The sequence below is a fragment of the Mesorhizobium sp. WSM4819 genome, from assembly GCF_055811215.1.
Map to the genome: position 1 here is coordinate 20,069 of NZ_JBVVQO010000010.1, position 25,619 is coordinate 45,687.

General features: G+C 63.2%; 27 protein-coding genes. 18 read left to right on the forward strand and 9 right to left on the reverse strand.

The window, feature by feature from the left end; all coding sequences use genetic code 11:
- The first annotated feature begins 20 nt into the window (after positions 1-20).
- The 6 genes from AC0L18_RS11515 (at position 21) to AC0L18_RS11540 (ending at position 7,490) form a co-directional block, all read left to right on the forward strand.
- Entirely contained in the window at positions 21-2,756 is a 2,736-nt protein-coding gene (locus tag AC0L18_RS11515) for a DUF2339 domain-containing protein (protein WP_473492271.1), read from the forward strand.
- A gap of 66 nt (positions 2,757-2,822) precedes the next feature.
- The gene (locus AC0L18_RS11520) at positions 2,823-3,101 is read left to right on the forward strand and encodes a type II toxin-antitoxin system VapB family antitoxin (RefSeq protein ID WP_473492273.1); all 279 of its coding nucleotides are present in this window, start codon (positions 2,823-2,825) and stop codon (positions 3,099-3,101) included.
- Between the two features lie 258 nt (positions 3,102-3,359).
- Positions 3,360-3,878: a sigma-70 family RNA polymerase sigma factor gene (locus tag AC0L18_RS11525; protein ID WP_128172707.1), complete on the forward strand. Its 519-nt coding sequence runs from the start codon at positions 3,360-3,362 to the stop codon at positions 3,876-3,878.
- The gene (locus AC0L18_RS11530; RefSeq protein ID WP_473492275.1) at positions 3,875-4,666 is read left to right on the forward strand and encodes an anti-sigma factor family protein; all 792 of its coding nucleotides are present in this window, start codon (positions 3,875-3,877) and stop codon (positions 4,664-4,666) included. Before AC0L18_RS11525 ends, AC0L18_RS11530 begins: the two co-directional genes overlap by 4 nt.
- A 257-nt stretch (positions 4,667-4,923) precedes the next feature.
- A complete protein-coding gene (locus AC0L18_RS11535) occupies positions 4,924-6,021 on the forward strand; it encodes a peptidase C39 family protein (RefSeq protein ID WP_473492277.1) in 1,098 nt (365 codons plus the stop codon).
- Between the two features lie 5 nt (positions 6,022-6,026).
- A complete protein-coding gene (locus AC0L18_RS11540) occupies positions 6,027-7,490 on the forward strand; it encodes a RimK family protein (RefSeq protein WP_473492278.1) in 1,464 nt (487 codons plus the stop codon).
- 101 nt (positions 7,491-7,591) lie between these two features.
- On the opposite strand, the gene AC0L18_RS11545 is transcribed toward AC0L18_RS11540, so the two are convergent.
- Entirely contained in the window at positions 7,592-8,224 is a 633-nt protein-coding gene (locus AC0L18_RS11545; protein ID WP_128170814.1) for an HD domain-containing protein, read from the reverse strand.
- Entirely contained in the window at positions 8,224-9,084 is an 861-nt protein-coding gene (gene ygfZ, locus AC0L18_RS11550) for a CAF17-like 4Fe-4S cluster assembly/insertion protein YgfZ (protein WP_473492279.1), read from the reverse strand. Before ygfZ ends, AC0L18_RS11545 begins: the two co-directional genes overlap by 1 nt.
- 82 nt (positions 9,085-9,166) lie before the next feature.
- On the opposite strand from ygfZ, the gene AC0L18_RS11555 reads away from it, so the two are divergent.
- A complete protein-coding gene (locus AC0L18_RS11555) occupies positions 9,167-10,498 on the forward strand; it encodes a dihydroorotase (RefSeq protein WP_473492281.1) in 1,332 nt (443 codons plus the stop codon).
- Positions 10,499-10,620: 122 nt separating this feature from the next.
- On the opposite strand, the gene AC0L18_RS11560 is transcribed toward AC0L18_RS11555, so the two are convergent.
- From AC0L18_RS11560 to AC0L18_RS11575, 4 genes are all read right to left on the reverse strand, one after another.
- Positions 10,621-11,424 (reverse strand): hypothetical protein, encoded by an 804-nt coding sequence (locus AC0L18_RS11560; protein WP_473492455.1) that lies wholly within the window; start codon positions 11,422-11,424, stop codon positions 10,621-10,623.
- Positions 11,425-11,542: 118 nt separating this feature from the next.
- Entirely contained in the window at positions 11,543-11,800 is a 258-nt protein-coding gene (locus AC0L18_RS11565; RefSeq protein ID WP_023800747.1) for a hypothetical protein, read from the reverse strand.
- A 330-nt stretch (positions 11,801-12,130) separates the two neighbouring features.
- On the reverse strand, positions 12,131-12,508 hold the full coding sequence (locus AC0L18_RS11570; RefSeq protein ID WP_027152710.1) for a TIGR02301 family protein: 378 nt from the start codon (positions 12,506-12,508) through the stop codon (positions 12,131-12,133).
- Between the two features lie 47 nt (positions 12,509-12,555).
- Complete coding sequence (locus AC0L18_RS11575) at positions 12,556-12,975, reverse strand: NUDIX hydrolase (RefSeq protein WP_023800745.1); 420 nt, start codon at positions 12,973-12,975, stop codon at positions 12,556-12,558.
- 124 nt (positions 12,976-13,099) lie between these two features.
- Here AC0L18_RS11575 and AC0L18_RS11580 point away from each other — a divergent pair, with 124 nt between their 5' ends.
- Entirely contained in the window at positions 13,100-13,873 is a 774-nt protein-coding gene (locus tag AC0L18_RS11580; protein WP_473492282.1) for an SOS response-associated peptidase, read from the forward strand.
- A gap of 79 nt (positions 13,874-13,952) precedes the next feature.
- Here AC0L18_RS11580 and AC0L18_RS11585 read toward each other — a convergent pair whose 3' ends face one another.
- On the reverse strand, positions 13,953-14,108 hold the full coding sequence (locus tag AC0L18_RS11585; protein WP_473492284.1) for a hypothetical protein: 156 nt from the start codon (positions 14,106-14,108) through the stop codon (positions 13,953-13,955).
- A gap of 389 nt (positions 14,109-14,497) precedes the next feature.
- Between AC0L18_RS11585 and cysS the strand changes: the two genes are divergently transcribed.
- From cysS to AC0L18_RS11630, 9 genes are all read left to right on the forward strand, one after another.
- Positions 14,498-15,967 carry a cysteine--tRNA ligase gene (gene cysS / locus AC0L18_RS11590; RefSeq protein WP_473492286.1) on the forward strand — a complete coding sequence of 490 codons (1,470 nt, stop codon included), beginning with the start codon at positions 14,498-14,500 and terminating at the stop codon, positions 15,965-15,967.
- Positions 15,968-16,238: 271 nt separating this feature from the next.
- A complete protein-coding gene (locus AC0L18_RS11595) occupies positions 16,239-16,646 on the forward strand; it encodes an endonuclease domain-containing protein (protein ID WP_473492287.1) in 408 nt (135 codons plus the stop codon).
- Positions 16,643-17,029, forward strand: coding sequence for a VOC family protein (locus AC0L18_RS11600; RefSeq protein WP_473492288.1), 387 nt, complete (start codon positions 16,643-16,645; stop codon positions 17,027-17,029). The genes AC0L18_RS11595 and AC0L18_RS11600 overlap by 4 nt, the downstream gene beginning before the upstream one ends.
- Positions 17,030-17,033: 4 nt before the next feature.
- Entirely contained in the window at positions 17,034-17,525 is a 492-nt protein-coding gene (locus AC0L18_RS11605) for a GFA family protein (protein ID WP_091590504.1), read from the forward strand.
- Entirely contained in the window at positions 17,522-17,998 is a 477-nt protein-coding gene (locus AC0L18_RS11610) for a GFA family protein (RefSeq protein WP_473492290.1), read from the forward strand. The genes AC0L18_RS11605 and AC0L18_RS11610 overlap by 4 nt, the downstream gene beginning before the upstream one ends.
- Positions 17,995-18,951: a prolyl aminopeptidase gene (gene pip, locus AC0L18_RS11615; protein WP_473492291.1), complete on the forward strand. Its 957-nt coding sequence runs from the start codon at positions 17,995-17,997 to the stop codon at positions 18,949-18,951. Before AC0L18_RS11610 ends, pip begins: the two co-directional genes overlap by 4 nt.
- A 2-nt stretch (positions 18,952-18,953) precedes the next feature.
- Positions 18,954-20,570 carry a citramalate synthase gene (gene cimA, locus AC0L18_RS11620; protein WP_473492292.1) on the forward strand — a complete coding sequence of 539 codons (1,617 nt, stop codon included), beginning with the start codon at positions 18,954-18,956 and terminating at the stop codon, positions 20,568-20,570.
- Between the two features lie 82 nt (positions 20,571-20,652).
- Positions 20,653-21,573, forward strand: a complete 921-nt coding sequence (rarD, locus tag AC0L18_RS11625) for an EamA family transporter RarD (RefSeq protein ID WP_473492293.1) — start codon at positions 20,653-20,655, stop codon at positions 21,571-21,573.
- Between the two features lie 14 nt (positions 21,574-21,587).
- Positions 21,588-22,274 carry a glutathione S-transferase family protein gene (locus AC0L18_RS11630; protein WP_473492294.1) on the forward strand — a complete coding sequence of 229 codons (687 nt, stop codon included), beginning with the start codon at positions 21,588-21,590 and terminating at the stop codon, positions 22,272-22,274.
- A gap of 9 nt (positions 22,275-22,283) precedes the next feature.
- On the opposite strand, the gene AC0L18_RS11635 is transcribed toward AC0L18_RS11630, so the two are convergent.
- Complete coding sequence (locus AC0L18_RS11635) at positions 22,284-23,285, reverse strand: transporter (RefSeq protein ID WP_473492296.1); 1,002 nt, start codon at positions 23,283-23,285, stop codon at positions 22,284-22,286.
- Between the two features lie 205 nt (positions 23,286-23,490).
- Between AC0L18_RS11635 and AC0L18_RS11640 the strand changes: the two genes are divergently transcribed.
- The gene (locus AC0L18_RS11640; RefSeq protein WP_473492297.1) at positions 23,491-24,822 is read left to right on the forward strand and encodes a PQQ-dependent sugar dehydrogenase; all 1,332 of its coding nucleotides are present in this window, start codon (positions 23,491-23,493) and stop codon (positions 24,820-24,822) included.
- Positions 24,823-24,924: 102 nt separating this feature from the next.
- Here the strand turns inward: AC0L18_RS11640 and AC0L18_RS11645 are convergent, their stop codons facing one another.
- On the reverse strand, positions 24,925-25,536 hold the full coding sequence (locus AC0L18_RS11645; RefSeq protein ID WP_027152697.1) for an LOG family protein: 612 nt from the start codon (positions 25,534-25,536) through the stop codon (positions 24,925-24,927).
- Positions 25,537-25,619: the final 83 nt, after the last annotated feature.

Here is a 25,619-nt window from a genome sequence, read left to right on the forward strand (position 1 = left end):
CTTGGTTTGGGGGAACCGCCATGTTCGAAAGCCTGATCGGCCTCGTCGCGATCATCGCGCTGTTCGTCATTATCTCGCGCCAGCAGAGCCGCATCGGCCTGATCGAGCGCGAAATTGGCGCGCTGCGCAGCCTCGTGCTTTCGGGCGTCCATGTTGGCCCGCCGCAGCCCAAGCCGGTAGAACAGGCCGCAAACGACAGCATGCCGGCAGACGCGGCAGTTGCAGCCGTGACCGACATTGCCCCGCCAGCGGCGGGCGAAGCTGAGGAAAAGCCGTCCATAGAAGTTGAAGCCGGGGAGGCCGCATCCGGACCGTGGGCTGGGGGCGAAGCGGCGCCGGCTGGATCTGCACCTGCGCCACCGGCCGCAGCGACGGCGAAAGCGGCCCAAAAACCCGACATTGAAACGGCGCTCGGCACCCGCTGGGCGGTCTGGGTCGGCGGCATCGCGCTGGCGCTGGGCGGGCTGTTTCTGATCCGCTACACTATCGAGGCCGGCATTTTCGGTCCCGGCGTGCGGCTGAGCATGGCAGCAATGCTCGGGCTGGTGCTGGTTGCCGTCGGCGAGTTCATCCGCCGTACCGGCTTCAAGGTTCCGGTGCAGGGCGTCGCCGGCGCCTATATTCCGGCGATCCTGACGGCGGCCGGTGCTTTCATCCTTTTCGGCACGGTTTATGCCGCGCAGGGCGTCTACGGCTTCATCGGGCCGGCGCTCGCCTTCACGCTGCTCGGCGCCATCGGTGTGGCGACGATCGCAGCAGCCCTCGTCCATGGCCAGGCGCTGGCCGGCGTCGGCCTGCTCGGCGCGGTGGTGACGCCCATGTTGGTCGCCTCGCAGGCACCGAATCCTTGGGCGCTGTTCGGCTATTTGGCGATTGTGCTCGCCGCTACCGGTGTGATCGCCCGCCTGCGCGACTGGAAATTGCTGATGGCGGCAGCGTTCGTCGGCACCGGCCTCTGGACCATTCTTTACATGACCGATGCGCCGGGCACCAACCTGCCTGTCGTCCTCTTTATCAATGCGGTGACCCTGGCGGTGCTCGCCCTCGTCTGGCTCGGCCGTCGCGGTGGCGAAGCAGAACCCGCCAGGGGCTTCGACTGGCCATCGGTCGCGCCTGGCTTCTTCGTCGGCCTTGCGGCGATGGCGCTGTTCGTCGACCCCGCATACGCTGCCGGCGATGCTCTGCCGGGTGCAGCCCTTATCGCAGCTCTGGTCGCGGTAGCGCTCTACCGGCCGCTGGCGCTGGCGCTTCTGCACGCCGCAGGGCTGGCGACGGTTCTGGTCTATCTCGGCATCATTCCGCCAACCTCTGTCGTTTCATACTTTTCGGGTGGCGCTCTCGGCGTCGATGGCCTGCCGGCGGCAGTTGCCGACACGCTGATGCTCAGGATCGGCATCTTTCTCGGACTTGTGTTCATCGCAGCCGGCTTCTGGGCAGCGCGCAAATTTGCTGCATCGGCTCACATCCGCGCCGCCTCATGGGCGGCATGGGGTGTTGTCGCACCGCTGGTCACTCTGTTGGCGCTCTGGTTCACCTTCGGCAATCTCGACCGCGATCTTGTCTACGCGGCGGTTGCAGCCATTCTGGTGGGGGTCTTCGCCACCGGCGGCGAGTGGATTGCGCGCGGTGAACAGCCGCCGCTGCAGGGCGGTGCGGCCGTCTCGTTCGCGCTTGGCGGGGCAGCAGTCGCTGCCTTGCTGATGCTCTACATGGCCTTTGGGTCCGGCTGGACGACCATGCTTCTGGGTGCCGCGGCCATCGTGCCGGCGCTGGCCACCCGCTGGCGCGCCTATCCGGTGCTCGGCTGGATTTCGGTCGCTGCGGTCATCGCGGTGCTCGGCCGCATTGCCTTCGATCCGACAATCGTCGGCGCTGAATTCCTGTCGAGGACGCCGGTGTTCAACTGGCTGCTGCCGGGCTACGGCGTGCCGGCGCTTGCCTTCGGCTTCGCCGCCTGGCAACTCGCCCGCACCACAAATGGCCGGCCACGCCTCGCCATGGAAGCGGGCGCAGCACTGTTTGCAGTGCTCACGGTTGCCATATTGGTGCGCCATGCCATGCATGGCGGCGTCATCGACATGGGTGCTGCGACGCTCGCCGAGCAGGCGATCTACACTTTGATCGCCATCGGCGCCGGCGCAATCCTGGTCGCCATCGACATGCGCTCGCCAAGCTTGGTGCTGCGCTATGGTTCGCTTGCCGCGGGCGTCGTCTCGGTCGCCTTCATCGTCATCCAGCATTTTGTGGCGCTGAACCCGCTGTTTACCGACGAATCGACTGGCCGGATCCCGGTGTTCAACCTGCTGTTCCTCGCCTATCTCTTGCCGGCCCTCGCTGCCGGGGGGCTCGCGCTCTACGCCCGCGACAAGCGGCCGAAATGGTATGCCCCGATGCTGGCGCTGGTGGCGGCGCTGCTCGCCTTCGTCTATGCGACGCTATCGGTGCGGCGGCTGTTCAAGGGCGAGTTCATCGGCCTGTGGAGTGGCCTCGGCCAGCTCGAGACCTACACCTATTCCGCGCTGTGGCTGATCATCGGCGTGGCGCTGCTAACCGCCGGCGTCTGGCTGAAGTCGCAGGTGCTGCGCGTTGCGTCGGCCGCCCTGATCTCGGTCGCCGTGTTGAAGGTGTTCCTCTTCGACATGTCGGAACTGGAAGGCGTGCTGAGGGCGCTGTCCTTCATCGGCCTTGGCGCAGTGCTGATCGGCATCGGCCTGTTTTATCAGCGACTGCTGACAAGAGCGGCGAGAGGAACCTAAGGGATCGTCTGTTTGAATGTCCAATAAAATGGAATAGTTTGAACGTTCAGCAGGAGATATTCAAAAGTGCCTCTCTATATTCGCGACAAAGAAGTGGGTGCGCTGGCCGCAAAATTGCAGTGCGAGATCAACGCTGCCAGTAAAACGGAAGCAGTGCGGATTGCACTCTTGCATGAACTTGAGCGTAACCACGCCCGCAAGCCTTTGCGTGACAGGATTGCGGTGTGGCAGGAGAAGTGTGCCGCGTTGGGGCCATCCGACCCCAACTTCGACATGAAGGCATTCACCGCACGAGGCATGGGAAGACTGACGTTGGCGAGCCCGATCCGGGCGGTTCAACTGTGAGTGCCAATACGGCGTGGGATTCCGCAGCGCTGGGGGATGCGAAGGAACTCGACGGCTCGATTGTAGATCGCTGCGCTTTCCGGCACATGCCACGACTCTGCCTTCCCTCTCAATCCCACCGGGAATAAACCAGTCCGCGCCAGCGTTATCTTGTTGCTTGGGTGGCCGGGCGGCGGACCGCTTCGCGTTGGCCGCTTGCGCCGCGCCGTGAAGGCGCGTTCAATCGGATGAACAAAGGCGACCTCAGAACCAGCGGTCATGGACGACAAGAAGGCAGCAATCCTGGGCGAGATACCACGCCTGCGCCGTTATGCGCGCTCGCTGCTGCGCGATCGCGATTCCGCCGACGATCTCGTTCAGGACTGTCTCGAACGGGCGCTTGTGCGGCTCGACAATTGGCAGACTGGAGAAAGCCCCAGGAGGTGGCTGTTTACGATCATGCATCATTTGTTCATCGACCAGATGCGCAAGGTGAACCGGCGCGGCGAAGCAGCGATCCTGCCGCTGGAAGCGCGCGAGGCGCAGGCAGCGCCCGCTGAGCAGGTGGAGAGCATCGCCTCGCGCGAGATCATCGACGCGTTGCAGGCGATCAGCCCCGATCGGCGCGCAGCACTGGTCATGGTCGCCATCGAAGGCTTTTCCTATGCCGAGGCCGCCAATATCCTCGGCGTCCCGGCCGGCACGCTGATGTCGCGCATCGCGCGCGGGCGTGACGAGTTGCGCGGGTTGCTGGATGATGCCGCGCGTCGCCGGGCGATAAGGATCGTCGAGAAATGACCCGGCGCGACTTTTCCGAACGCGACATCCATATGGCCCTCGATGACGAGCTGCCGGTTGACGAGCGCGTGGCTTATGATGCCTGGCTCGAGGCCAATCCTGAAATGAAGGCGAGGAGCGTCCGCTATGTCGCCGACCGCGCAGCACTGCGCGCCGCCTTCGCCGGCGTGGTCGACGAGCCGGTGCCGGCGCGGTTGCAAAATATCGTGTTCGGCGAGGCGCCGGTCAAGACGGCGGCATCGAGCTCGCGCTGGTGGCGGGCGGCTGCCGCAGCGGCGATGCTGGCCATCGGCGGTGTTGGCGGTTATGTCGCCGGCATCGACCATCTCGGTGTGGAAGATCCGGCCGAGGACCAACTCGTCGAGCAGGCGATCGCAGCCCATGTCCTCTATGCCGCCGAGCAGCGGCATGCTGTGGAAGTGCCGGCCAGCGACAAGGATCATCTGCAGACCTGGCTGTCCAATAGGGTCGGCCTGAAGCTGGTCGCACCGGATCTGGCGGCGCAAGGATTCCAGCTCGTCGGCGGTCGGCTGCTGCCCGCTGGCGAGAGCAAGGCCGCGATGTTGCTTTATGAGGACGCCAAGGGCGAGCGCATCTCGCTGTTCGTCACAGCGGAATCGGCCGAGAAGACCAAGGGCACTTATGGATCGGAAGAAGACGGCCCCGAGGCGATCTACTGGTTGGACAAGGGCTATGGCTGCGCCGTCGTCGGCTCGCTGCCGCGCGCGCAGCTGACTGCAGTGGCGAAGAGCGCCTACAGCCAGCTTGTCGCCGGGCTTGCCAGCTGAGCTGCGCTGTTTTTCAAAGCTTGCGTCTACAGCGCCGCGTCTTTGGACACGCAAAGGACGCTGTATCACTTTAATTTGCGCATCATCCTTTTCGAAAATCGATTTCGATTTTTTGGGGGTCATGCGCCGCCGAAACTGTCACAATTCAGCCCGAATCGAGGTGCGATAGCGCTTGACGGATGCTGGCGCTTCGGCTGTGTTGTCGACACTTCTGACCAGGCCTTTCCAAGAATCCAATCGAGGTTTTCCAAGCCCGCATGCCTGCCGAGATTCGCACGGCCCGCGCGTCCGACGTCGATGACCTCGCGGCGATCGAAAAAGCTGTTTTCTCTGGCGACCGCATTTCCCGCCGTTCCTTTCGTCAGTTGATCGAACGCGAGACCGCCGAGATGCTGGTTGCCGAAAACGACGGCCGCATCGCCGGCTATGCGGTCGTGCTGTTTCGCAAGGGCAGCGGAGTCGCGCGGCTCTATTCCATTGCCACCGGTCCGCTTTTCGGCGGGCTCGGCATTGGCCGCATGCTGCTTGACCGGGCCGAGGAAGCCGCCTTCGAGCACAACCGCATGATGCTGCGTCTCGAGGTGCGCGAGGACAACAGCCGAGCCATCCGCATTTACGAGCAGAGCGGCTACCGCAAGATCGGCCGCGAACCGGGCTATTACGAGGACGGCGCCACGGCGCTGCGCTACGAAAAGACCCTGCGCGGCGACATTCCGGTCGCCACCAGGGTGCCGTTCTACCAGCAGACCTGCGAATTCACCTGCGGCCCGTGCTGCCTGATGATGGCGATGGCCAATTTCGATGCCGGCTTCGTGCCCGACCCGGTGATGGAAATCCGTTTGTGGCGCGAGTCGACCACCGTTTTCATGATGTCGGGGCCGGGCGGCTGCGAGCCGTTCGGCCTCGCCGTTGCCGGCCACGAAAGCGGGCTCTCTGCCGAGATATATGTCTCCTTCCATGGTGCGCTGTTCCTGCAGTCGGTGCGCAGCCAAGACAAGCGGCGCGTGATGGAACTGGCGCAGGTCGACTTTCGCCGGCGCGCGGAACGTTACGGCATCCCGGTGAATTACCGTCCATTCGCCATCGACGATATCCGCACCGCAATCGCAGAAGGAAAACTGGTGTTGGTCCTGATCAGCGGCTTCCTTATGTTCGGCAAGAAGGTTCCGCACTGGGTGCTGGCCATCGGCGACGATGGTGACCATATCCTGATCCACGATCCCTGGGTCGAAGACGAGAGACAGGAGACCATCCTTGATGCCGCCAACATTCCGGTGCCTTACGGCATCTTCATGAACATGGCGCAATTCGGCCGCGATGGATTGCGTGCCGCCATAATCCTCGGAAAGCGCTGAAGACAATGACCTGGGTCATCCTTACCGGCCGGCAGAACGATCTCGATCAGGTGGCGACTCCGCACAAGATCATCACCAATCGCGACTATCTCGCGCATCCAGCGCTATTTCGCGGCCAGCGGCCGAAAGTCATCAACCTGTCGAACAATTACGGCTACCAAAGCCGCGGCTACTATGCCTCGCTGCTCGCCGGTTCGCGCGGTCACAAGGTCATTCCGACGGTCGAGACGATGATCGACCTGTCCGAGCGCAAGCTCTACGAGCATGCGCTGCCCGAGCTGGAACTCGCGCTCAACAAATGCCGCAAGGATCTGGGCGGAGCCTTTCCGCAAAAAGTCTGCATCTTCTTCGGCATCGGCTCGTCGAGGATATGGGATCGCTTCGCCAAGCTTTTGTTCGACTGGTTCCGGGCGCCGGCGTTGGAAGTCCACATCACGGACAGCGCTGAATGGGCCTCGATCCGCAAGATCGGCTTCCATCCGCTGGCCAGGATGACCGAGGAGGAAGAAAAGCGCTTTCTTCAAAGCCTCGAGACCTACACCAGCCGCGAGTGGCGTGACACCAAGGGCCGCACGCCGGCGCGCTACACCTTCGCCACGCTGGTCGATCCGCATGAGGAGTTGCCGCCATCGGAGATCTCGTCGCTACGCTATTGGGCCAAGATCGCCGAGAAGATGGGCGTCGAAATCGAGCCGATCACCAAAAAGGATCTGGCCAAGCTCGCCAACTACGACGCGCTGTTCATCCGCGAGACGACTTCGATCTCCAATCACACCTACCGCTTCGCGCGCCGCGCCCAGCAGGAAGGCATGCCGGTCATCGACGATCCGCTGTCGATGATCCGCTGCACCAACAAGGTCTATCTCAACGAGCTGATGACCTACAACAAGGTGCCGGTTCCGCCGACGGTGATGATCGCCGGCATCTCCGACCTTGAAGTGGCGGCGCAGACGCTGGGCTTTCCGCTGGTTCTGAAAATCCCGGACTCGTCGTTTTCACGCGGAGTCAAGAAATGCGCTACCTTTGAGGAGCTGAAGACGCTTGCCACCGAATGGCTGGAGGATTCCGATCTCCTGATCGCACAGAAATTCATTCCGACCCAATATGACTGGCGCGTCGGCGTGCTCGGCGGCCAGCCTCTGTTTGCCGTGCACTACCTGATGGCCAAGAAGCACTGGCAGATCGTCAACCACAAGGCCAACGGCAAGCCCGACCAAGGCGGCATCAAGACCTTCACCTTGAAGGAGGCGCCGGCCCATGTCGTCGAGACGGCGGTGAGGGCGGCGCGCTGCATCGGCGATGGCCTCTACGGCGTCGACCTCAAAGAGACCAAGGACGGTGTCTTCGTCATAGAGGTCAACGACAATCCCAACCTCGACCATGGCTGGGAGGACTCTGGCGAAAAAGATGAGGTCTGGGTGCGGCTGACGCAGTGGTTCCTGGAGCGGCTCGACCGACAGGGACGGTAGCAGGGGTTCTATCCGATCGACGTCCCAGCCTTCTATTCGTCGCGGCAGGCTCACACCTTCGGCTCCCCGCCCGAACACGGCGCTGTATCCCTCAGCGTTTTTCAGTCGGCCGGCTGCACTGTTTGGCGCCGCGATTTCTCGATTGCCGCATACCGTTTGAGAAACGCGTTTTGCGCCCAGGTCACCGAACGCGGGGTGAAATCGAAGCGGTCGGCATTGAAGCCGCGCGGCCGGCCGAAGAATTCGGTCGCCTCGGCGGTCGAAAAACCGGCAAGCAGCGTCGCCTCGAAATAGGCGGCGATCTGGTCGGCGCGCTTGATCTCCTTGCGCAGGCCCGCAACCGGTTCGACCGGCAGCAAAAAGCGCAGATGGATGGCACGCTGCAGCCTCAGCTCGCACTCCTTGTAGCTGCCGCCCATCACCGATTTGAACGGTGAGATCATGTCGCCGATGACATATTCCGGAGCGTCGTGCAGCAAAGCCGCCAGCCGCGCATCGGCTGGGGCGTCCGGCACCAGCTCGCCGAAAAGCGCCTCGACCAGCAGCGAATGCTGGGCGACGGAAAAGGCGTGATCGCCGATGGTTTGGCCATTCCAGCGGGCGACGCGGGCAAGCCCATGGGCGATGTCCGAAATTTCGATGTCGAGCGGCGAGGGGTCGAGCAGATCGAGCCGCCGGCCCGACAGCATGCGCTGCCAGGCGCGCGGCGGCGCGCCGGGACGGTCGGCCGCCATCAGGCCTCCTCCGCGCCGACGGGTTCCTGCGGGAAGATGAATTTCGCCCAGGCCGGGATGGTGAGCGACACCGGGACGTCATCCGCCATGATCGGCTGGCCGGCTTCGAGCGCTGCCTTAACGCGGTCGATGCGGGCTATGGCGAGGCCCGCCGTGCCGGCGGCCGTGCCAAGCGTGCCGACCGGTCGCCCTGCAACTGTCAAATCTGTGCCGGGAGCGGGGAGGGGCCGTTCGGCCGAAACGATCAGCACCCGCCGTCTGACGGTGCCGCGATGCTGCATCCGCGAAACCACCTCCTGGCCGACATAGCAACCCTTCCTGAAGCCGACGCCGCCGATCTCGTCGAGCAGCACATCATGCGGGAAGGCGTCGCCGAGCTGATAGTCGCTGCCACTTTCGGCAATCCCGTGGGCGATGCGCAGAGCTTGCCATGCGGCCGGGTCGCCGCCGGCGGCAGCGGCGCCATAAAAGCGATTGACGACTGCGTCGCGGAACCGTGCATCGGCAACCGGCGTTGAATCAAACTGCGAAGCAGTTGAATCATCCCCCCAAACAACAGCGACAAGTCCCTGATCTGCCTTGGCGATCTCGACCTTGGCGCGCAATTTGTAGAGCATCAGCCGGCGTATGAAATCGTCTGATATATCGGATCGGCATTCGAGGCGGAACAAATTCTCGCCAGCGCGGGAGATCAGGAAGTCAAACAGAATCTTGCCTTGCGGCGTCAGCAAAGCGCCCGGCTTTGCCTGGCCGGCAGCCAGCGCGTCGAGGTCGGTGGTCAGAATGTTCTGCAAAAAACTCTCGGCATCCGGGCCTGAGACGGAAACGAGCGCGCGGTCTTTCAACTGGGCAAAGGGCATGGGCGGAAAACAACCTGATCTTGCAAAACGGTCGGCCATTACGTAAGCCGCTGGCACTCCCCCCGCAAGAGACCGGATCAGCATGGCCACGACCTACGACCTCATCCTGACAGGCGGCACGGTGGTCAACCACGACGGCGAAGGCCGGCGCGACATCGGCATCAACGGCGGGCGCATCGCCGCTATCGGCGATCTCGGCCAGGCTTCCGCTGGCGAAACGGTCGACTGTCGCGGCCTGCACATCCTGCCGGGCGTCGTCGACAGCCAGGTGCATTTCCGCGAGCCGGGGCTGGAGCACAAGGAAGATCTGGAGACAGGTTCGCGGGCAGCGGCGCTGGGCGGCGTCACCGCCGTCTTCGAGATGCCCAACACCAACCCGCTGACCACCAGCGAAGCAGCGCTTGCCGACAAGGTTCGGCGTGCCACCGGCCGCATGCATTGCGACTTTGCCTTCTGGGTCGGTGGCACCCGCGAGAACGCAAAGGACGCCGGCGACCTTGAGCGGCTACCCGGTGCTGCCGGCATAAAAGTGTTCATGGGCTCGTCGACCGGTGACCTTTTGGTCGAGGACGATGAAAGCGTTGCCTCGATCCTGAGGAATACGCGCCGCCGTGCGGCCTTCCATTCCGAGGACGAATTCCGGCTGCGCGAGCGGCTCGGCGAACGCATCGAGGGCGACCCGGCCTCGCATCCTGTGTGGCGCGACGAGATCGCCGCCTTACGCTGCACCGAGCGCCTGGTGCGCATTGCGCGCCAGGTTCGCGCCCGCATCCACGTGCTGCACATCTCGACCGCCGAGGAGATTGTCTTCCTCGAACAGCACAAGGACGTCGCGACCTGCGAGGCGACGCCGCATCATCTGACGCTGAGCGCGGGCGATTATGCGCAGCTTGGCACGCTGATCCAGATGAACCCGCCGGTGCGCGCATCGCGCCACCGCGACGGCATCTGGCGCGGCATTGTGCAAGGCATTGTCGATGTGCTGGGTTCCGACCACGCCCCGCACACGCTGGCCGAGAAGGCGAAACCCTACCCGGCCTCGCCGTCGGGCATGACCGGCGTGCAGACGCTGGTGCCGATCATGCTCGATCACGTCAATGCCGGCCGGCTGACGTTGCAGCGTTTCGTCGACCTGTCCAGCCACGGCCCGCAGCGTATCTTCGGCACGGCCAGGAAAGGCCGCATCGCCGCCGGCTACGACGCCGATTTCACGATCGTCGACCTGAAGCGCCGCGAGACCATCACCAATGCGCAGGCAGGCTCGAAGGCCGGCTGGACGCCCTACGACGGCCGGCAAGTCACCGGCTGGCCGGTCGGCACGATCGTGCGCGGCCGGCGCGTAATGTGGGAAGGCGAGATCGTCACCCCCGGACAGGGCAGTGCGGTGGAGTTTTCCGAGGCGCTGGCGGTATAGAGCGGCGGACTTTCAAATCGCATCGTCCCGCCGCTTATCTTCTGTTTGAGCATCGGATTTTCCCAAAACCGGCATTCGCTCCGATGCTCTGGGCGGGCTTGAGGTAGGAGAGGCTATGCCGCTCAGTCTCCGGCGACGAAGAACGTCCACTGTCCATCCGGGGTGATGCCGACGCGGTAGAAGATGTAGGCGCCGAACTGCTTCATGCTGTCATAGTCGCCGGCGGTGACGATCTTGAACAGCTCGACCCGCTGCCTGGCGTCGAGCTTGTCCAGCGGCAGCGCGAAGAAATATGGCCAGACATAGAGCTCCTGCGGCGTGCCGACATCGACATGGACATAGCCGGCACTGAGCACCTCTTCCAGGATGGCGAGGATTTCCTGGCCTTCCGTGTCACCCGAAAGCCCTTTCAGGAAGGTGATCGGGTCGCCTTCGATCTCGCTCAGCGACAATTGGGTCATCGCATCGCCCTGGCCGATCAGCGGCCGGAGTTTTTCGATGTCGCCGCTTTTGCAGGCCCCGATAATCAGATCGTGCATGCGCCTGACCGGCTCCGGCAGCTTGCCGAGATCGTAGACGACCTCGGGCAAGGGTTCATCCGGGTCGGCTTGCGGATTGGCTGTGCCGCCATCGTCAGTTGGTCCGCCCGGTTCGACCTGTTGCCGTTCGTCGGGCGGCGTCGGTTGGCTGGCCGCAGGCGGCGTCGCGCCGAGCGGGCCGGGCGTCGGCACCGCGGTTCCGGGCGGCGACATGTCGTCGTCGGCGGGCGGCGTGACTGGCGAGGGCAGGTCCTCGCGCTTGATTTCACTCAAAGCATAGGCGGGGCTGATTGCGAGGCAAAGCGCCAGCGGAAACGCGGCGCAAAAAGCGGCAAGCTGGATGCTGAGGGCCAAGCCACGCGGCTGGCCTGACGTCGAAAAATTCACCGCCTGCCTCTCCATGATTCCGTCCAGCTGCCCGAGCCCTTACAGGTGCCCAGGCCCGCCCAGGTGCCAGGGGCATGACGCCCAAGCGGCACGCCGTCATTGAAGAGCCTGATGCCAGTCAGTGCCGCAGCCGTCCCGGCTCGAAGGCCCCAGCTATCACCTTTTCACGCATGCGGTCGAGCAAGGCAAGGGCCGAGGTCTCGCCATTGGCGCGCAGCATCTCGCCGAACGCGGTTTCGAGGGCCGCCTCGGCGATGATTTCCGTCTCGATTCCGGCCGAAAGCCCTTCCGCCCAGGCCTCGCTGTGGCTTTCCACTGCAGTCAGGCGCTTTTCTTCCCTGACCAGCGCGTCGATGTCGTTGACGCCATGTTCCATTGCGATGTCCACCCTTCTCAAGCGGCGATCCGCCGGATGCGGATCAGGCTTGGGCTGTCCCTTTTACTCGCAGGTTAAGTAAGTACTTGTAAATACGACATTTTTGGGGTCGTTTCGACAAGGGTTCGTCACGTTTTGCAAACCTGCGTTCGATCCGATTCAAAACTTAGCCGATTAGGCCGGCGAGCGGGATGAAAACCTTCAGTTTGAGTTAATTCCACATCCGCGCCGTAATGTTTTGTTAACACCGTTGCAGAAGTGCAACACAACAATTGCACCAAGACGCCTCCAGACACAAGCGGGCCGGGACACAAGCAGGGGGAGCCAGGCTCAGTTGCCGTAGCGCGAGGCGATGTCGCGCGACAGCGTCTCGCCTTCCTTCATGTAGCGGCTGATGGCTTCGGTCGCCGAGGCGGTACACTGTGTGTAGGTGCCGCCAAAGGAGCGGTAGCCGCGGTTGAAGCTGGCGATGAAGCGGGCGCGCCGCTCCGGGTTCGGGTTTTCCGAAGCAATCAGCTTCTCCATCTCGACCCGCCATTGGTCGCCCTTCTCGCCGCACAGGTTACGCAGGAAATGCAGCGACCCAAGCACCTCGGCCAGCCGCATCAGCCCCGGCTCGAACGGCGACTCGGCGGCCATGGCCGGCCGCGCCCCGATTGCCGTACTGGCGGCGAGGCAAGCTGCAAGGAAAACCGATGCGCGGATCATAAATCTATGTGGCCAAACAATTTGTCGCCTGCAAGGCGATTTGGAGGTTACGCGCCTGTATTCCTGAGCAATTCGTCGGCAACGGCAAACACCGAAGCGGCAATCGGCAGCGCCGTCATTTCACTGAGTGTATAAAAGGCGGCGGTCTCGGCGTCGTCGCTGGCCACGGGCTCGCCGCCGGCATAGGTGGCGCCGAATACCGTCAGCAGATAGTCGACCGGGTGCCCGTCGCTGCCGCCGTCGATGTGGATTTCCCGAAGGCGGCGGTAGTTGTGCGCATGCAACCCGGTTTCCTCCAGCAATTCGCGCTGCGCGGCTTGTTCCAGCGTTTCGCCGGCCTCGACCTTGCCGCCTGGAAACGCGTAGAATCCTTGCGAAGGCTGCCGCGCCCGCTTGACCAGCAGCACCGTGTCGCCGCGGACAATGGCGACCGATACAGCCGGGAGTATTTTGCGCATCTCGTCCATGGATCTCCGATCGCCATTTGCCGCAGCCGGTTGTGGACCGGTCGGCGAGAGCAAGCATTAGCGGTTGCGCAACGCCGGTTCCATCGCCACCTTCACATCCGACCAATCCAACGAGTTTCAGCTTATGTGCGGACGCTTCGCCTTGACCGCCACGCCGGACCGGTCCGCCGCTTTTCTCGGTCTGCCAGAACTGGAGGATTTCCCGCCCCGCTACAACATCGCACCGACGCAGCCGGTGCTGATGGCGATTGCAGGCTTGCCGCGAGCGCCAGGCTCGAACCTGCCAGACTCGAACCTGCAAGACCGGCAGCCGATGCTGGTGCGCTGGGGGTTGATCCCGGCGTGGGTGAAGGACACGCGTGAGTTTCCGTTACTGTTCAACGCGCGCGCGGAGGGAGCAGCGCAAAAGGCCTCGTTTCGCGCCGCCATGCGCCATCGCCGCGCTTTGGTGCCGGCTTCCGGCTTCTACGAATGGCGTCAATCAGGCGGCAAGCGGGGACAGCCCTATTGGGTGCGGCCGAAGCAAGGCGGGCTTGTCGCCTTCGCCGGACTGATCGAGACCTATGCCGAGCCGGGCGGCTCGGAGATGGACACCGGCGCCATCCTGACCGTCAACGCCAATGCCGACATTGCCCATATCCACGACCGCATGCCGGTGGTGATAGATCCGCAGGATTTCGCCCGCTGGCTGGATTGCCGCACGCGCGAGCCGCGCGACGTGGCCGACCTGCTCAGACCGGCACAACTCGATTTTTTCGAGGCCGTCCCGGTTTCCGACCTCGTCAACAAGGTCGCCAACACCGGGCCGGAGATTCAGGAAAGGTGGCCGGAGTTCGAGAAGGCCAGGCGCCGGAAGCCGGGCGCCGACGACAGTCAGATGAGCTTGTTCCAGCAGTAGCTGCTATTTTCTGGGGCGCTTCAGCGCCTTCATTGCCGGCGCTGCCATTTCCTGGCGAACCCGCCGGCCGCACGTCACATCAGGCAGCGCGCGGCGAGGTGATCTTCTGCACCGGCTTCTTCTTCTTCGCTGTGTGGAGAAGGGCGGCGACGATCGCGGCCGGGCCGATCGCCCGGTATTGGCTGGCGAGCGCCGGTTGCTTGGCGCTGCTGGAGTCGTGCTTGGCTCGAGGCATTTTTCTCTTCCCTGGTAACGTCTTCGTGTCCGCGTTTGCTGGTCGAATCCGACCAAATCGTGACATCTGCTGATCTAGCCGGTGAATGTTTCATGACTGTGCCGAGATGTTTAATAAAATGTTTCGCCGCGTCATTACCTGTGATCCAGCGGCTCTTTTGCCGTAAGTTGCGACTTGACGGCAACACTGGCTGAGGCGATAAAGCCGCTCATGAGAACGTCTTTCGCCATTTGTGGCATCTGCATTATTGGCTAGCTTCGCGCTGGTCCGGACGTTTTCGCCTATCTTCCTTCTAGAGTGGACAAACGCCCCGGCCAGCAGGCTGGTGGCTGATTTGCGTCTCGGCGCAAGTGGCCCCAACCAAAAAGTAACGCACCGGGAAGGCACGAATGTCTGACGCATCGAAGGGCCTGCGCCTCTACAACACGCTGACGCGGACTAAGGAGGATTTCTTCCCGATCGATCCGCGCAATGTGCGCATGTATGTCTGCGGCCCGACGGTCTACGACTTTGCCCATATCGGCAACGCGCGGCCGGTGATCGTCTTCGACGTGCTGTTTCGTCTGCTGCGCCATCTCTACGGGCAAGCGCACGTCACCTATGTGCGCAACATCACGGATGTCGACGACAAGATCAACGACCGCGCACTGCGCGATTTCGGCACTGAGATTGCCTCGGGAAAGCTGTCGCTGAACGAGGCGATCCGGCGGGTCACCGAAAAGACCGCTGACCAGTTCCACAAGGATGTGGCGACGCTCGGCTGCCTGCAACCTACGGTCGAGCCGTGCGCCACTGAATTCGTCGAGCCGCGCGCAGATGGCAAAGTCGACATGATCTCCTTGATTCAACGCTTGATCGAACGCGGCCATGCCTATGTTGCGGCAGGCGAAGTTCTGTTCGACACAGCTTCGATGCCGGACTACGGCCAATTGTCGAAACGCAATCTCGACGAGCAGCAGGCCGGCGCTCGCGTTGCCGTCGATGCGCACAAGAAGAGCCCTGGCGATTTCGTGCTGTGGAAGCTGTCCTCGCCGGAAGAGCCGGGCTGGGACAGCCAGTGGGGCAGGGGCCGGCCGGGCTGGCACATCGAGTGCTCGGCGATGTCGGCCGCCTATCTCGGCGAGGTCTTCGACATTCATGGCGGCGGGCTCGACCTGATCTTCCCGCACCACGAGAATGAAATTGCACAGTCGCGCTGCGCCCACGGCACCGATGTGATGGCAAAAGTGTGGATGCACAACGGCTTCCTGCAGGTCGAGGGGCAGAAGATGTCCAAGAGCCTGGGCAACTTCTACTCGATCAACGAGTTGCTGGAGACGGAGACCTTTGGCGGCCGCAAGTGGCCGGGCGAGGTGCTCAGGCTGGCGATGCTGATGACGCATTATCGCGAGCCGATCGACTTTTCCGTGCGCAAGCTGGAAGAGGCGGAAAATACACTGCGCAAATGGAAGCGGGCGGCGGACCTGGCACCGGCGGCGGCCAAGCAATTGCCGGTCGAAGTGGTGGAAGCCTTGTCGGACGATCTCGCAACCTATTCCGCGTTCCAGGTGCTGACGCAACTGGCCGGCGAGGCTGTGGATTCCAATGCTGCCGGTGGCGGCAACGCCGCCGCGGGCAACGATGCTGCCGCTTCGCTGAAGGCGGCACTGTCGTTCCTCGGCTTTGAAGTTGCGCCGGCCAAGGTCGATGAAGATGCCATCGCCAGGGCCATCGCCAGGCGCCTGGAACTGATCGCCGCCAAGAACTGGGCCCAGGCCGACCGCATTCGCGACGAGCTTTTGGCGCAGGGCGTGCAACTGAAGGACGGCAAGGACCCCGCCACCGGCGAGCGCGTGACGTCGTGGGAGGTAAAGCGATGAGAGGGGTTGGCGGACGGTTGGCGAAAGCGCCGGCGACGGCCGATCTCCCCCCTTGCGGGGGAGATGTCCGGCAGGACAGAGGGGGGTGGGAAGGATCGCCAACATTCGATGTCTCCCATTCGCAACCGGAAACCAGCCCGAGGGCGTGGCTGCGATCGGTTGATAGGCTGGAGGGACAGCACCCCCCTCTGCCCTGCCGGGCATCTCCCCCGCAAGGGGGGAGATCGGCCATCATCGATGCTTTCGCCAATCACGAAGACGAGGGTGCCTAATGGGTCACGACCTCGTTCCATCGCGCCAGCGCAAGAATGCAAAATCCATGCGTCATGTGATGACCGACGCCGAGTTGAAACTTTGGAACGAGCTTCGCGCACATCGATTGATGGGGCTTGGCTTTCGCCGGCAGGTGCCGATCGGACCGTACATTGTTGATTTTGCCTGTCCGACACACAACTTGATCGTCGAGGTTGACGGCAGCCAGCACGCGGATCCCGAAAACGTCGAGCGTGACGTGGCACGAAGCGCCTACTTGAAGGCCAGCGGCTGGACCATCCTGCGTTTCTGGAACGACGACGTCATTCGCGACATCGACAACGTCTGCCAGCACATCGTCATCGAGGCCGTTCTGGCCGCTGCCGAAATGCCGGCCGGCGAAACAGCAAGGGAGGTAGTTCCATGATCGACCATCTTGGCATCACCGTTTCCGATTTCGACGTGTCGAAAGCTTTCTACGACAGGGCGATGGCGCCGCTCGGTGCCTCGCTGCTCTACATGGTGCCGCAGGAATACACCGGTGGCGCCATGGTCGGCGGCTATGGCCGCGACCGGCCGGTGTTCTGGCTGCATCGAGGCAAGGACAAGCCGAAGGACCGCCAGCATGTCGCCTTCACCGCGCGCAGCCGCGCTGAAGTCGATGCCTTCCACGCCGCCGCCATCGCCGCCGGCGGCAGGGATAATGGTGGGCCGGGCCTTCGTCCGCACTATCACGCGAACTACTATGGCGCCTTTGTCTTCGACCCCGACGGCAACAATGTCGAAGCCGTCTGCCATGCCCCGGAGTGAAGTGATGAGCCTGGATAACAGACCGGTCTACACAGGCGGCTGCCAGTGCGGCGCCGTGCGTTTCCGTGTCGAAGGCGCGCTGGGCGACGCCTCCGTCTGTCATTGTCGCATGTGCCAGAAAGCAAGCGGCAATTTCTACCTGCCGCTGGTGTCGGTGCGTGGCGCAAAACTCGACTGGACGCGCGGCGCGCCCAAACGCTTTCGTTCCTCCAACGCCGCCTGGCGCGGTTTTTGCGCCGATTGCGGCACGCCGCTGACTTTCGAGGCGCCCGACGGCATCGCACTCGCCATCGCGGCCTTCGACCATGCGGAGGAGATCGCGCCGACCATCCAGTGGGGCACCGAAGCAAAACTCCCCTATGTCGATCACATCCACGAACTGCCTGGCGAGGACACGATGGCCGATGTTTCGTCGTCCTCCTATCTCGCCGATCTCGTTTCTTACCAGCACCCCGACCACGACACCGATCAATGGCCGCCGGAGGAAAGATCATGACCGAAACCGTTCGAACCGGCGGCTGCCAGTGCGGCGCCGTGCGTTTCCGCATTCGTGGGGCGCTTGGACGCCCTTCCATCTGCCATTGCCGCATGTGCCAGAAACAGTTCGGTTCCTTCTTCGGCGCGCTGGTGACGGTGCCGAAGGACGGTGTCGAATGGGTGCGCGAGGAGCCGAGCTATTTCCAGTCGTCGGTCAACATCGATCGCGGCTTTTGCAGCCGCTGCGGCACGCCGTTGACCTACAGGCAGCCTGGCGGGCTCGAGATCGCCATCGGCGCATTTGACGATCGCTCCGACCTCTCACCGCAGATCCAGGTCAACTACGCCGCCCGGCTGCCTTGGGTGGAGAAGATCTTCGACGCGCCGGTCCATGACGATCCTGACTACTACACAAGGCAGGAATCGATCATCTCCTTCCAGCATCCGGATCACGAGACGGCCAATTGGCCGCAACAGGGCCTGAAATTATGAGCAATGACCTGCGCAGCCTCTATCCGGAGATCGAGGCCTTCGACTCAGGCATGCTCGATGTCGGCGATGGCCATCAGGTCTATTGGGAGCGTTCCGGCACCAGGGGCGCCAAGCCGGCCGTGTTCCTGCATGGCGGACCGGGCGGCACCATTTCCCCAAAGCACCGACGGCTGTTCGATCCGAAGCTTTACGATGTCATCCTGTTCGACCAGCGCGGCTGCGGGAAGTCGACGCCCAACGCCTCGCTCGAGGCCAACACCACCTGGCATCTGGTCGCCGACATCGAGCGCCTGCGCGACATGTGCGGCTTCGACAAATGGCTGGTGTTCGGCGGCTCGTGGGGGTCGACGCTGGCGCTGGCCTATGCCGAGACGCATCCCGAGCGGGTCAGCGAACTGGTCGTGCGCGGCATCTACACGCTGACGCGCGCGGAGCTCGAATGGTATTACCAGTTCGGCGTCTCGGAAATGTTCCCCGACAAATGGGAGCGCTTCCTGGCGCCGATCCCCGAGGGCGAGCGCGGCGACATGATGGCCGCCTATCGCAAGCGGCTGGTCGGCAGCGACCGCAAGGCGCAGGTCGAGGCCGCCCGCGCCTGGAGCCTGTGGGAAGGCGAGACGATCACGCTGTTGCCCGCTCCGGAAACCAGCAGCCGGTTTGGCGAAGACGATTACGCCGTCGCCTTCGCCCGCATCGAGAACCATTATTTCGTCCATGCTGGCTGGCTTGAGGAAGGGCAGCTGCTGCGTGATGCCTTCAAGTTGAAGGACATCCCCGGCACCATCGTCCATGGCCGCTACGACATGCCGTGCCCGGCGCGCTACGCCTGGGCGCTGCACAAGGCGTGGCCGAAGGCGGACTTCCACTTGGTCGAGGGCGCCGGCCATGCCTATTCGGAGCCGGGCATCCTCGACCGGCTGATCCGGGCGACGGATAAGTTTGCGGGGAAATGATCATGGGCCGCGAGCGCCTCTATCTCTTCGACACCACACTGCGCGATGGCCAGCAGACGCCAGGCATCGACTTTTCGGTCGAGGACAAGATCGCAATTGCCGGGCTGCTTGACGCGTTCGGCGTCGACTATATCGAAGGCGGCTATCCCGGTGCCAACCCGACCGACACCGCCTTCTTTGCCAAGCACCGCACGGCAACCGCCAAATTCGTCGCCTTCGGCATGACCAAGCGGGCAGGGGTGTCGACCTCGAACGATCCAGGCCTTGCCGCACTGGTCCAGTCGAAGTCGGACGCCATCTGCTTTGTCGCCAAGAGCTGGGACTACCATGTCCGCGTCGCGCTGGGCTGCACCAACGAAGAAAACCTCGAGGCGATCAAGGCGTCGGTCGAGGCGGCGGTTGCTGCCGGGAAGGAAGCACTGGTCGACTGCGAGCATTTCTTCGACGGCTTCAAGGCCAATCCCGATTATGCGCTGGCTTGCGCCAGGACCGCTTACGACGCCGGCGCGCGCTGGGTGGTGCTGTGCGACACCAATGGCGGCACGCAGCCGTCGGAAGTGCGCGCCATCGTCGAGAAGATCATCGAGGCAGGCATACCGGGCGACCATCTCGGCATCCATGCCCATGACGACACCAGCCAGGCGGTGGCAAATTCGCTGGCCGCCGTCGAGGCCGGCGTGCGCCAGGTCCAGGGCACGCTGAACGGCATCGGCGAGCGCTGCGGCAACGCCAATCTGATCTCGATGGTGCCGACGCTGGCGCTGAAGCCGGCCTTTTCCAGCCGCTTCGAGACAGGCATCTCGGCCGAAGCGTTGGCCGGCATATCGCGCCTGTCCCGCGCCTTCGACGAATTGCTGAACCGCGCGCCGGAAGCGCAGGCGCCCTATGTCGGCGCTTCCGCCTTCGCCACCAAGGCCGGCATCCATGCCTCGGCGCTGGCCAAGGAGCCGGCCACCTACGAGCATGTGCCGCCGGAAGCGGTCGGCAACCGCCGCCGGGTCATGGTCTCGGACCAGGGCGGCAAGGCCAATTTCCTCGCCGAGTTGAAACGGCGCGGCATAGAAATGCCGAAGGACGACCACCGGCTCGACGCGCTGATATCAGTGGTCAAGGAGCGCGAGGCCGAGGGCTATGCCTATGAAGGCGCCGATGCCAGCTTCGAGCTGCTGGCGCGCAAGATGCTGCACGGCCTGCCGGAATTCTTCAGCGTCACCTCGTTCCGCTGCATGGTCGAGCGCCGGTTCGACGCCAATGGCCAGCTGAAGACGGTCTCAGAGGCGATCGTCAAGGTGCTGGTCGATGGCGAGGAGAAGATGTCGGTGGCGGAAGGGCACGGTCCGGTCAATGCGCTCGACATCGCGTTGCGCAAGGATCTCGGAAAATTCCAGAACGAGATCGCTGACCTCGAGCTTGCCGACTTCAAGGTGCGTATCCTCAATGGCGGCACCGAGGCGATCACGCGCGTGCTGATCGAATCGCACGATGCGACCGGCGCCCGCTGGTGGACGGTCGGCGTCTCAGAAAACATCATCGACGCTTCATTCCAGGCGCTGATGGATTCGATCGTCTACAAGCTGATGAAGAACCGCGAGATGGCCGGGCTGGTCGCGGCGGAGTAGATTGAACCATCAGCGAAAGTCCATTGATCCATCAGAACTTTGCGATGGTCTTGACCCGGTGGCTGGCGCATAGCGTTGGGCCATGGCCATGGATGCAATTCAGCTCGAAGCAGACTCAAAGGCCCGGCGTGGATTCCTGCTGGCGCTGGGCGCCTATCTCCTGTGGGGGTTGCTGCCCTTCTATATGAAGGCGGTCGCACATCTGCCGCTGGCCGAAGTCATCGCGCACCGCATCGTCTGGTCGGTGCCGATCGCGGCGGCCGTTTTGATCTGGGCCGGCCGCACGGCGGATTTCAAAGCGGCGTTGCGTTCGCCGCGCATCATTTCCATGGCGGCGCTGACGGCGGCGCTGATTTCGGTCAACTGGGGCATCTATGTCTGGGCGATCGCGGTCGACCGTACCATCGAGACTGCGCTTGGCTACTACATCAACCCGCTTGTCAGCGTCGTCGTCGGCGCGCTGCTGCTCAGCGAACGGCTCGACCGGCTGCAAATCGCGGCGGTGGTGCTGGCGGCCATCGCGGTCGCGGTGCTGACGATCGACGCCGGCAAGCTGCCCTGGGTGTCGCTGGTGCTGGCGTTTTCCTTCGCCGCTTACGCCTTCTTCCGCAAGACGCTGCCGATCGGTCCCAGCCAGGGTTTCTTGCTTGAAGTGCTTTTGCTGTCGGTGCCGGCCCTCGGCTACATCATCTTCCTCATCGTCACCGGGCAGGACCATTTCGTCTCCAGTTCCCTGAACGATACCGCACTGCTGATCGGCTGCGGCCCGGTCACCGCCATACCGCTGCTGCTGTTTGGCTTCGGGGCAAAGCTGCTGCGTCTCTCCACCATCGGCATCATGCAGTATATCGCGCCGACCATTGTGTTCCTGATCGCCGTGCTGATTTTCGGCGAACCCTTCGGCAGCACCCAGGCCATCGCCTTCGGCCTGATCTGGGCGGCGCTGGCGGTCTATTCCTGGTCGATGTTCCGCGGCCGCGAGATCCGGCCGGCAATGCGTTAGAGCGAGGATTTTCGATGTACGTTCTGCACATAGCAAACAAGAACTATTCCTCGTGGTCGCTGCGGCCATGGGTGCTGATGCGGACATTGGACGTCGCCTTCGAGGAGCGGCTGACACCGTTTCCGACCGGATCGAGTTGGAGCCTCTACCGGCCGTTCTCGCCCAGTGGCCTCGTGCCGTGCCTGATTGACGACGGCTGGGCAGTTTGGGATTCGCTCGCCATCACCGAATACCTGGCCGAGCGCCACGCTGGCGTCTGGCCTGCCGAGCCGAAGGCGCGAGCCTGGGCGCGGTCGGCAGCGGCCGAAATGCATTCGAGCTTCACCGCCTTGCGCGGCTCCTGTCCGATGAACTGCGGTGTCCGCGTCGCGCCGGTGCCGATGTCGGATGCGCTGAAGCACGACCTTTTTCGCCTCGGCGATCTCTGGGACGACGGGCTTCGCCACTTCGGCGGACCGTTCCTGGCTGGCGATCACTTCACTGCCGTTGACGCCTTCTTTGCCCCGGTGGCGTTTAGGGTTCAGTCCTACGGACTGTCCTTCGAGGGCGTAGCTGCCACCTATCCGGCGCGATTGCTGGCTCTGCCGGCGATGCGCGAATGGTACACGGCAGCCCTTGCCGAGGAGTGGCGCGAGCCGAACCACGAAGCGGAGGCGCGCGCTGCCGGCACTGTCATCGAGGATTTTCGCGCGACCTTGTAACGGTTGCCGCTACATCCCGCGCCCCAGCCGCCTAACGAACAGATAGACGACCACCGCGACGGCGAGCGATATCGCCGACGCCACCCAAAAGCCCACCGGCGTATCGACCAGCGGCAGCCCGCCGACATTCATGCCGAACAGGCCTGAGACGATCGTCATCGGCAACAGCACCGCGGTCATCACCGACAGCATGTAAAGCAACTGGTTCGACTGCGTCGTCAGCTTGGCCATCAGCTCGTCCTGCAAGAGCCGGGCGCGGGCCTGCAATTGCTCGCCGTCATGATGCAACGTATGGGCGCGGTGCGAAAGCCGTGCCGCCATGTCGTTGATCGCGTCCGGCAGGTCATTGCGATGCGAATGGTCGAGATGGCGGAACAGGCTGGTCAGCGTCGCCATCTGCCGATGGATCACCACCAGTTGCCGGCGCGCATCGACCAGCGCCTGCCGCTCATTGTGCCATGCATCGCAGACGATGCGGTCCTCGATGCCATCGAGCGTGTCGCCAAGGCCAGCGAGTTCCGTCGTCATGCCGTCGAGCGACTGGCCCATGACAGCCTCGATCAGTTCGGCCGGAGAGCGGAACTTTCGCGATCCGTTGTCGATCGCCTTGCGGATCTTTTCGACCGATTGCAGCGGTTGCTTGCGGCCGCCGATCAGCATCGTGTGGTTGAAGGCGAAGCGGAAATGGCCAAGCCCGCGCGCCTCCGCCGAATAGTCGTGGCGCAGGTCCGGCAAATCGCCGTACAGCCAGTCGCCCTCGAGGTCGATATGGCAGCCATGGCCGGCCGACAGGAAGGCATCGCGCACCGGCGGCGGCAAAGCCGGCTCGGTGGCGATCTCGTGGCGGGCGCGCATGTCGGAAAGCTGGTAGCTGCGCCAGGTCCAGTGTGTGGCGGTCGCGTCTTTGGTTCTCGCGCCTTCGGCGGTGAAGTGATAGACGAAGAACAGCCCGTGCTCGTCCGGCAGGTAAGGCGACAGATCGCTACCGTCTGGATTGAGAGGGATGTTCATGATCGCGCCGCCAGTCTCTCGAATACGCCGCGTGGTGGCGATCTAGACTGTGATTATTAGCACGGGCGAACCGTTTTCGTGTGACTGTTTTGACGGTCATCCGAGGCGGCGTACCAACGCCGTTGTTTGGAGCCAGTTTGGAATAATACGTCGTTCTCTCGCGTTTGCGTAAAGGGCACGACGCAATCCATGCGGAGGACGTCCGATGCATGCCGGCTTCCCACGAAGCCTACTCATAGCGGTATTGGGAGCCGTCATTGCGGGCTGCGCTGGCTTTTCGGCGCAGAAAACGGGGGCAATAACCGGCTATGGCCCCAAGCCAACCTTACCGAAACCAAGACCGACGCTGATCCCGACCGTCAACATCGCCGAGGCGAAAGGCTGGCAGAAAGGTGATATGCCGACCCCGGCGAACGGGCTGACGGTGAACCCCTACGCCACCGGCCTCGACCATCCGCGCTGGCTGCACGTGCTTCCGAACGGGGACGTGCTGGTTGCCGAAACCAATGCCCCTGCCAAGCATGACGAAGGCTTCAGCCTTAGAAAGGTCTTTATGGACCTGGCTATGAAGCGCGCCGGGGCCGCGACCAAAAGCGCCAACCGCATCACGCTCCTGCGCGACACCAATGGCGACGGCATTGCGGATGTGCGCAGGACGTTCGCAGAAGGCCTCAATTCTCCCTTTGGTATGACGCTGTCCAAAGGCATTCTCTATGTAGCGAACACCGACGCGCTTGTCGCTTTCCCCTACTCCAATGGCCAGACCCGAGCCACAACGCCGCCGGAAAAGATCGTCGACTTACCGGCCGGAGATCTCAACCATCATTGGACCAAGGATGTGATCGCAAGTCCGGATGGACGCAAGCTCTATGTCACCGTCGGCTCCAACAGTAACGTTGGAGAAAACGGCATGGCCGCGGAGAAGAACCGCGCCGCCGTCCTTGAAGTGGACCGGTCGACCCGCCATACCCGGGTCTTCGCGTCAGGGCTGCGCAACCCGAACGGGCTCTCCTGGAACCCTGAAACCGGCAAGCTTTGGGTCGCCGTGAACGAGCGTGACGAGATCGGCGACGATCTTGTGCCGGACTATATGACCTCGGTTCGTGACGGCGCTTTTTACGGCTGGCCCTACAGCTATTTCGGACAGAACGTCGACGAACGCGTCAAGCCGCAGCGCCCCGGTCTCGTGGCTAGGGCGGTCAAGCCCGACTACGCGCTGGGTTCCCATACCGCCTCGCTGGGACTGACCTTCTCCAAAGGGGCGTCGCTCGGCCCAGCCTACGGCAACGGCGCGTTCGTTGGTCAGCACGGCTCGTGGAACAGAAGTGTGCTCAGCGGTTACAAGGTGATTTTCGTGCCGTTCCGCGGTGGTAAACCGAGCGGTCCCCCGAAAGATGTGCTCGCTGGCTTCGTCGGGCGTGACGGCAGGGCGATGGGCCGTCCGGTCGGCGTTGCTATCGATCAGAGCGGCGCACTGCTCGTCGCCGACGATGTCGGCAATATCATCTGGCGGGTCAGTAGGGCAGTAGGGCAGTAGGGCAGTAGGGCAGTAGGGCAGTAGGGCAGTAGGGCAGTAGGGCAGTAGGGCAGTAGGGCAGCGCCTCATAAGCGCGGCATGCACTACATACTCCTCTACCCCCTAAAGCTTGTCGATCACCGACTGCACGCCTTCGGTCGGTGCGTCGACCGACGATCCCGCGACCATGATGGCAGCGACGATCGCTTCCGGATCGTCGACCACCAGCGGCCTGACCCGCTGCGCGGTATGGATGAAGCCTTCGGCCATCATATGGTCGAGCAGCGCCAGCATCGGGTCCCAGAATCCTCCAACGTTGCCGAAGACGATCGGCTTGCGATGATGGCCGAGCTGGCCCCAGGTCATGATCTCGATGATTTCCTCGACAGTGCCGATGCCGCCCGGAAGCGCCACAAACGCGTCGGATTTCTCGAACATCGTATGTTTGCGTTCGTGCATGTTTTCGGTGATGACGAGCTCGTCAAGCCGGTCAAGCGCGGTTTCGGTGGCCTCCCTGTTGATCAGGAAGCGCGGAATGATCCCCGTCACCTTGCCGCCGGCCCGCATTGCGCCCTCGGCGACGGCTCCCATGATGCCCCTGGTGCCGCCGCCATAGATCAGACGCAGGCCGGACTTGGCGATCGAACGCCCAAGCAGGTGTCCGGCCTTGGCATAGGTTACATCGCGGCCCGGCGACGAGCCGCAATAGACGCAGATGGATCGAATCGTGTTCATGAGATGATTGGTGATTGGGTCTTTATTCGCGGTCAAGCCCGGGCGGGTTTTTTCTTGTCGGCCCCGTTTACTCGTGTCGGCCC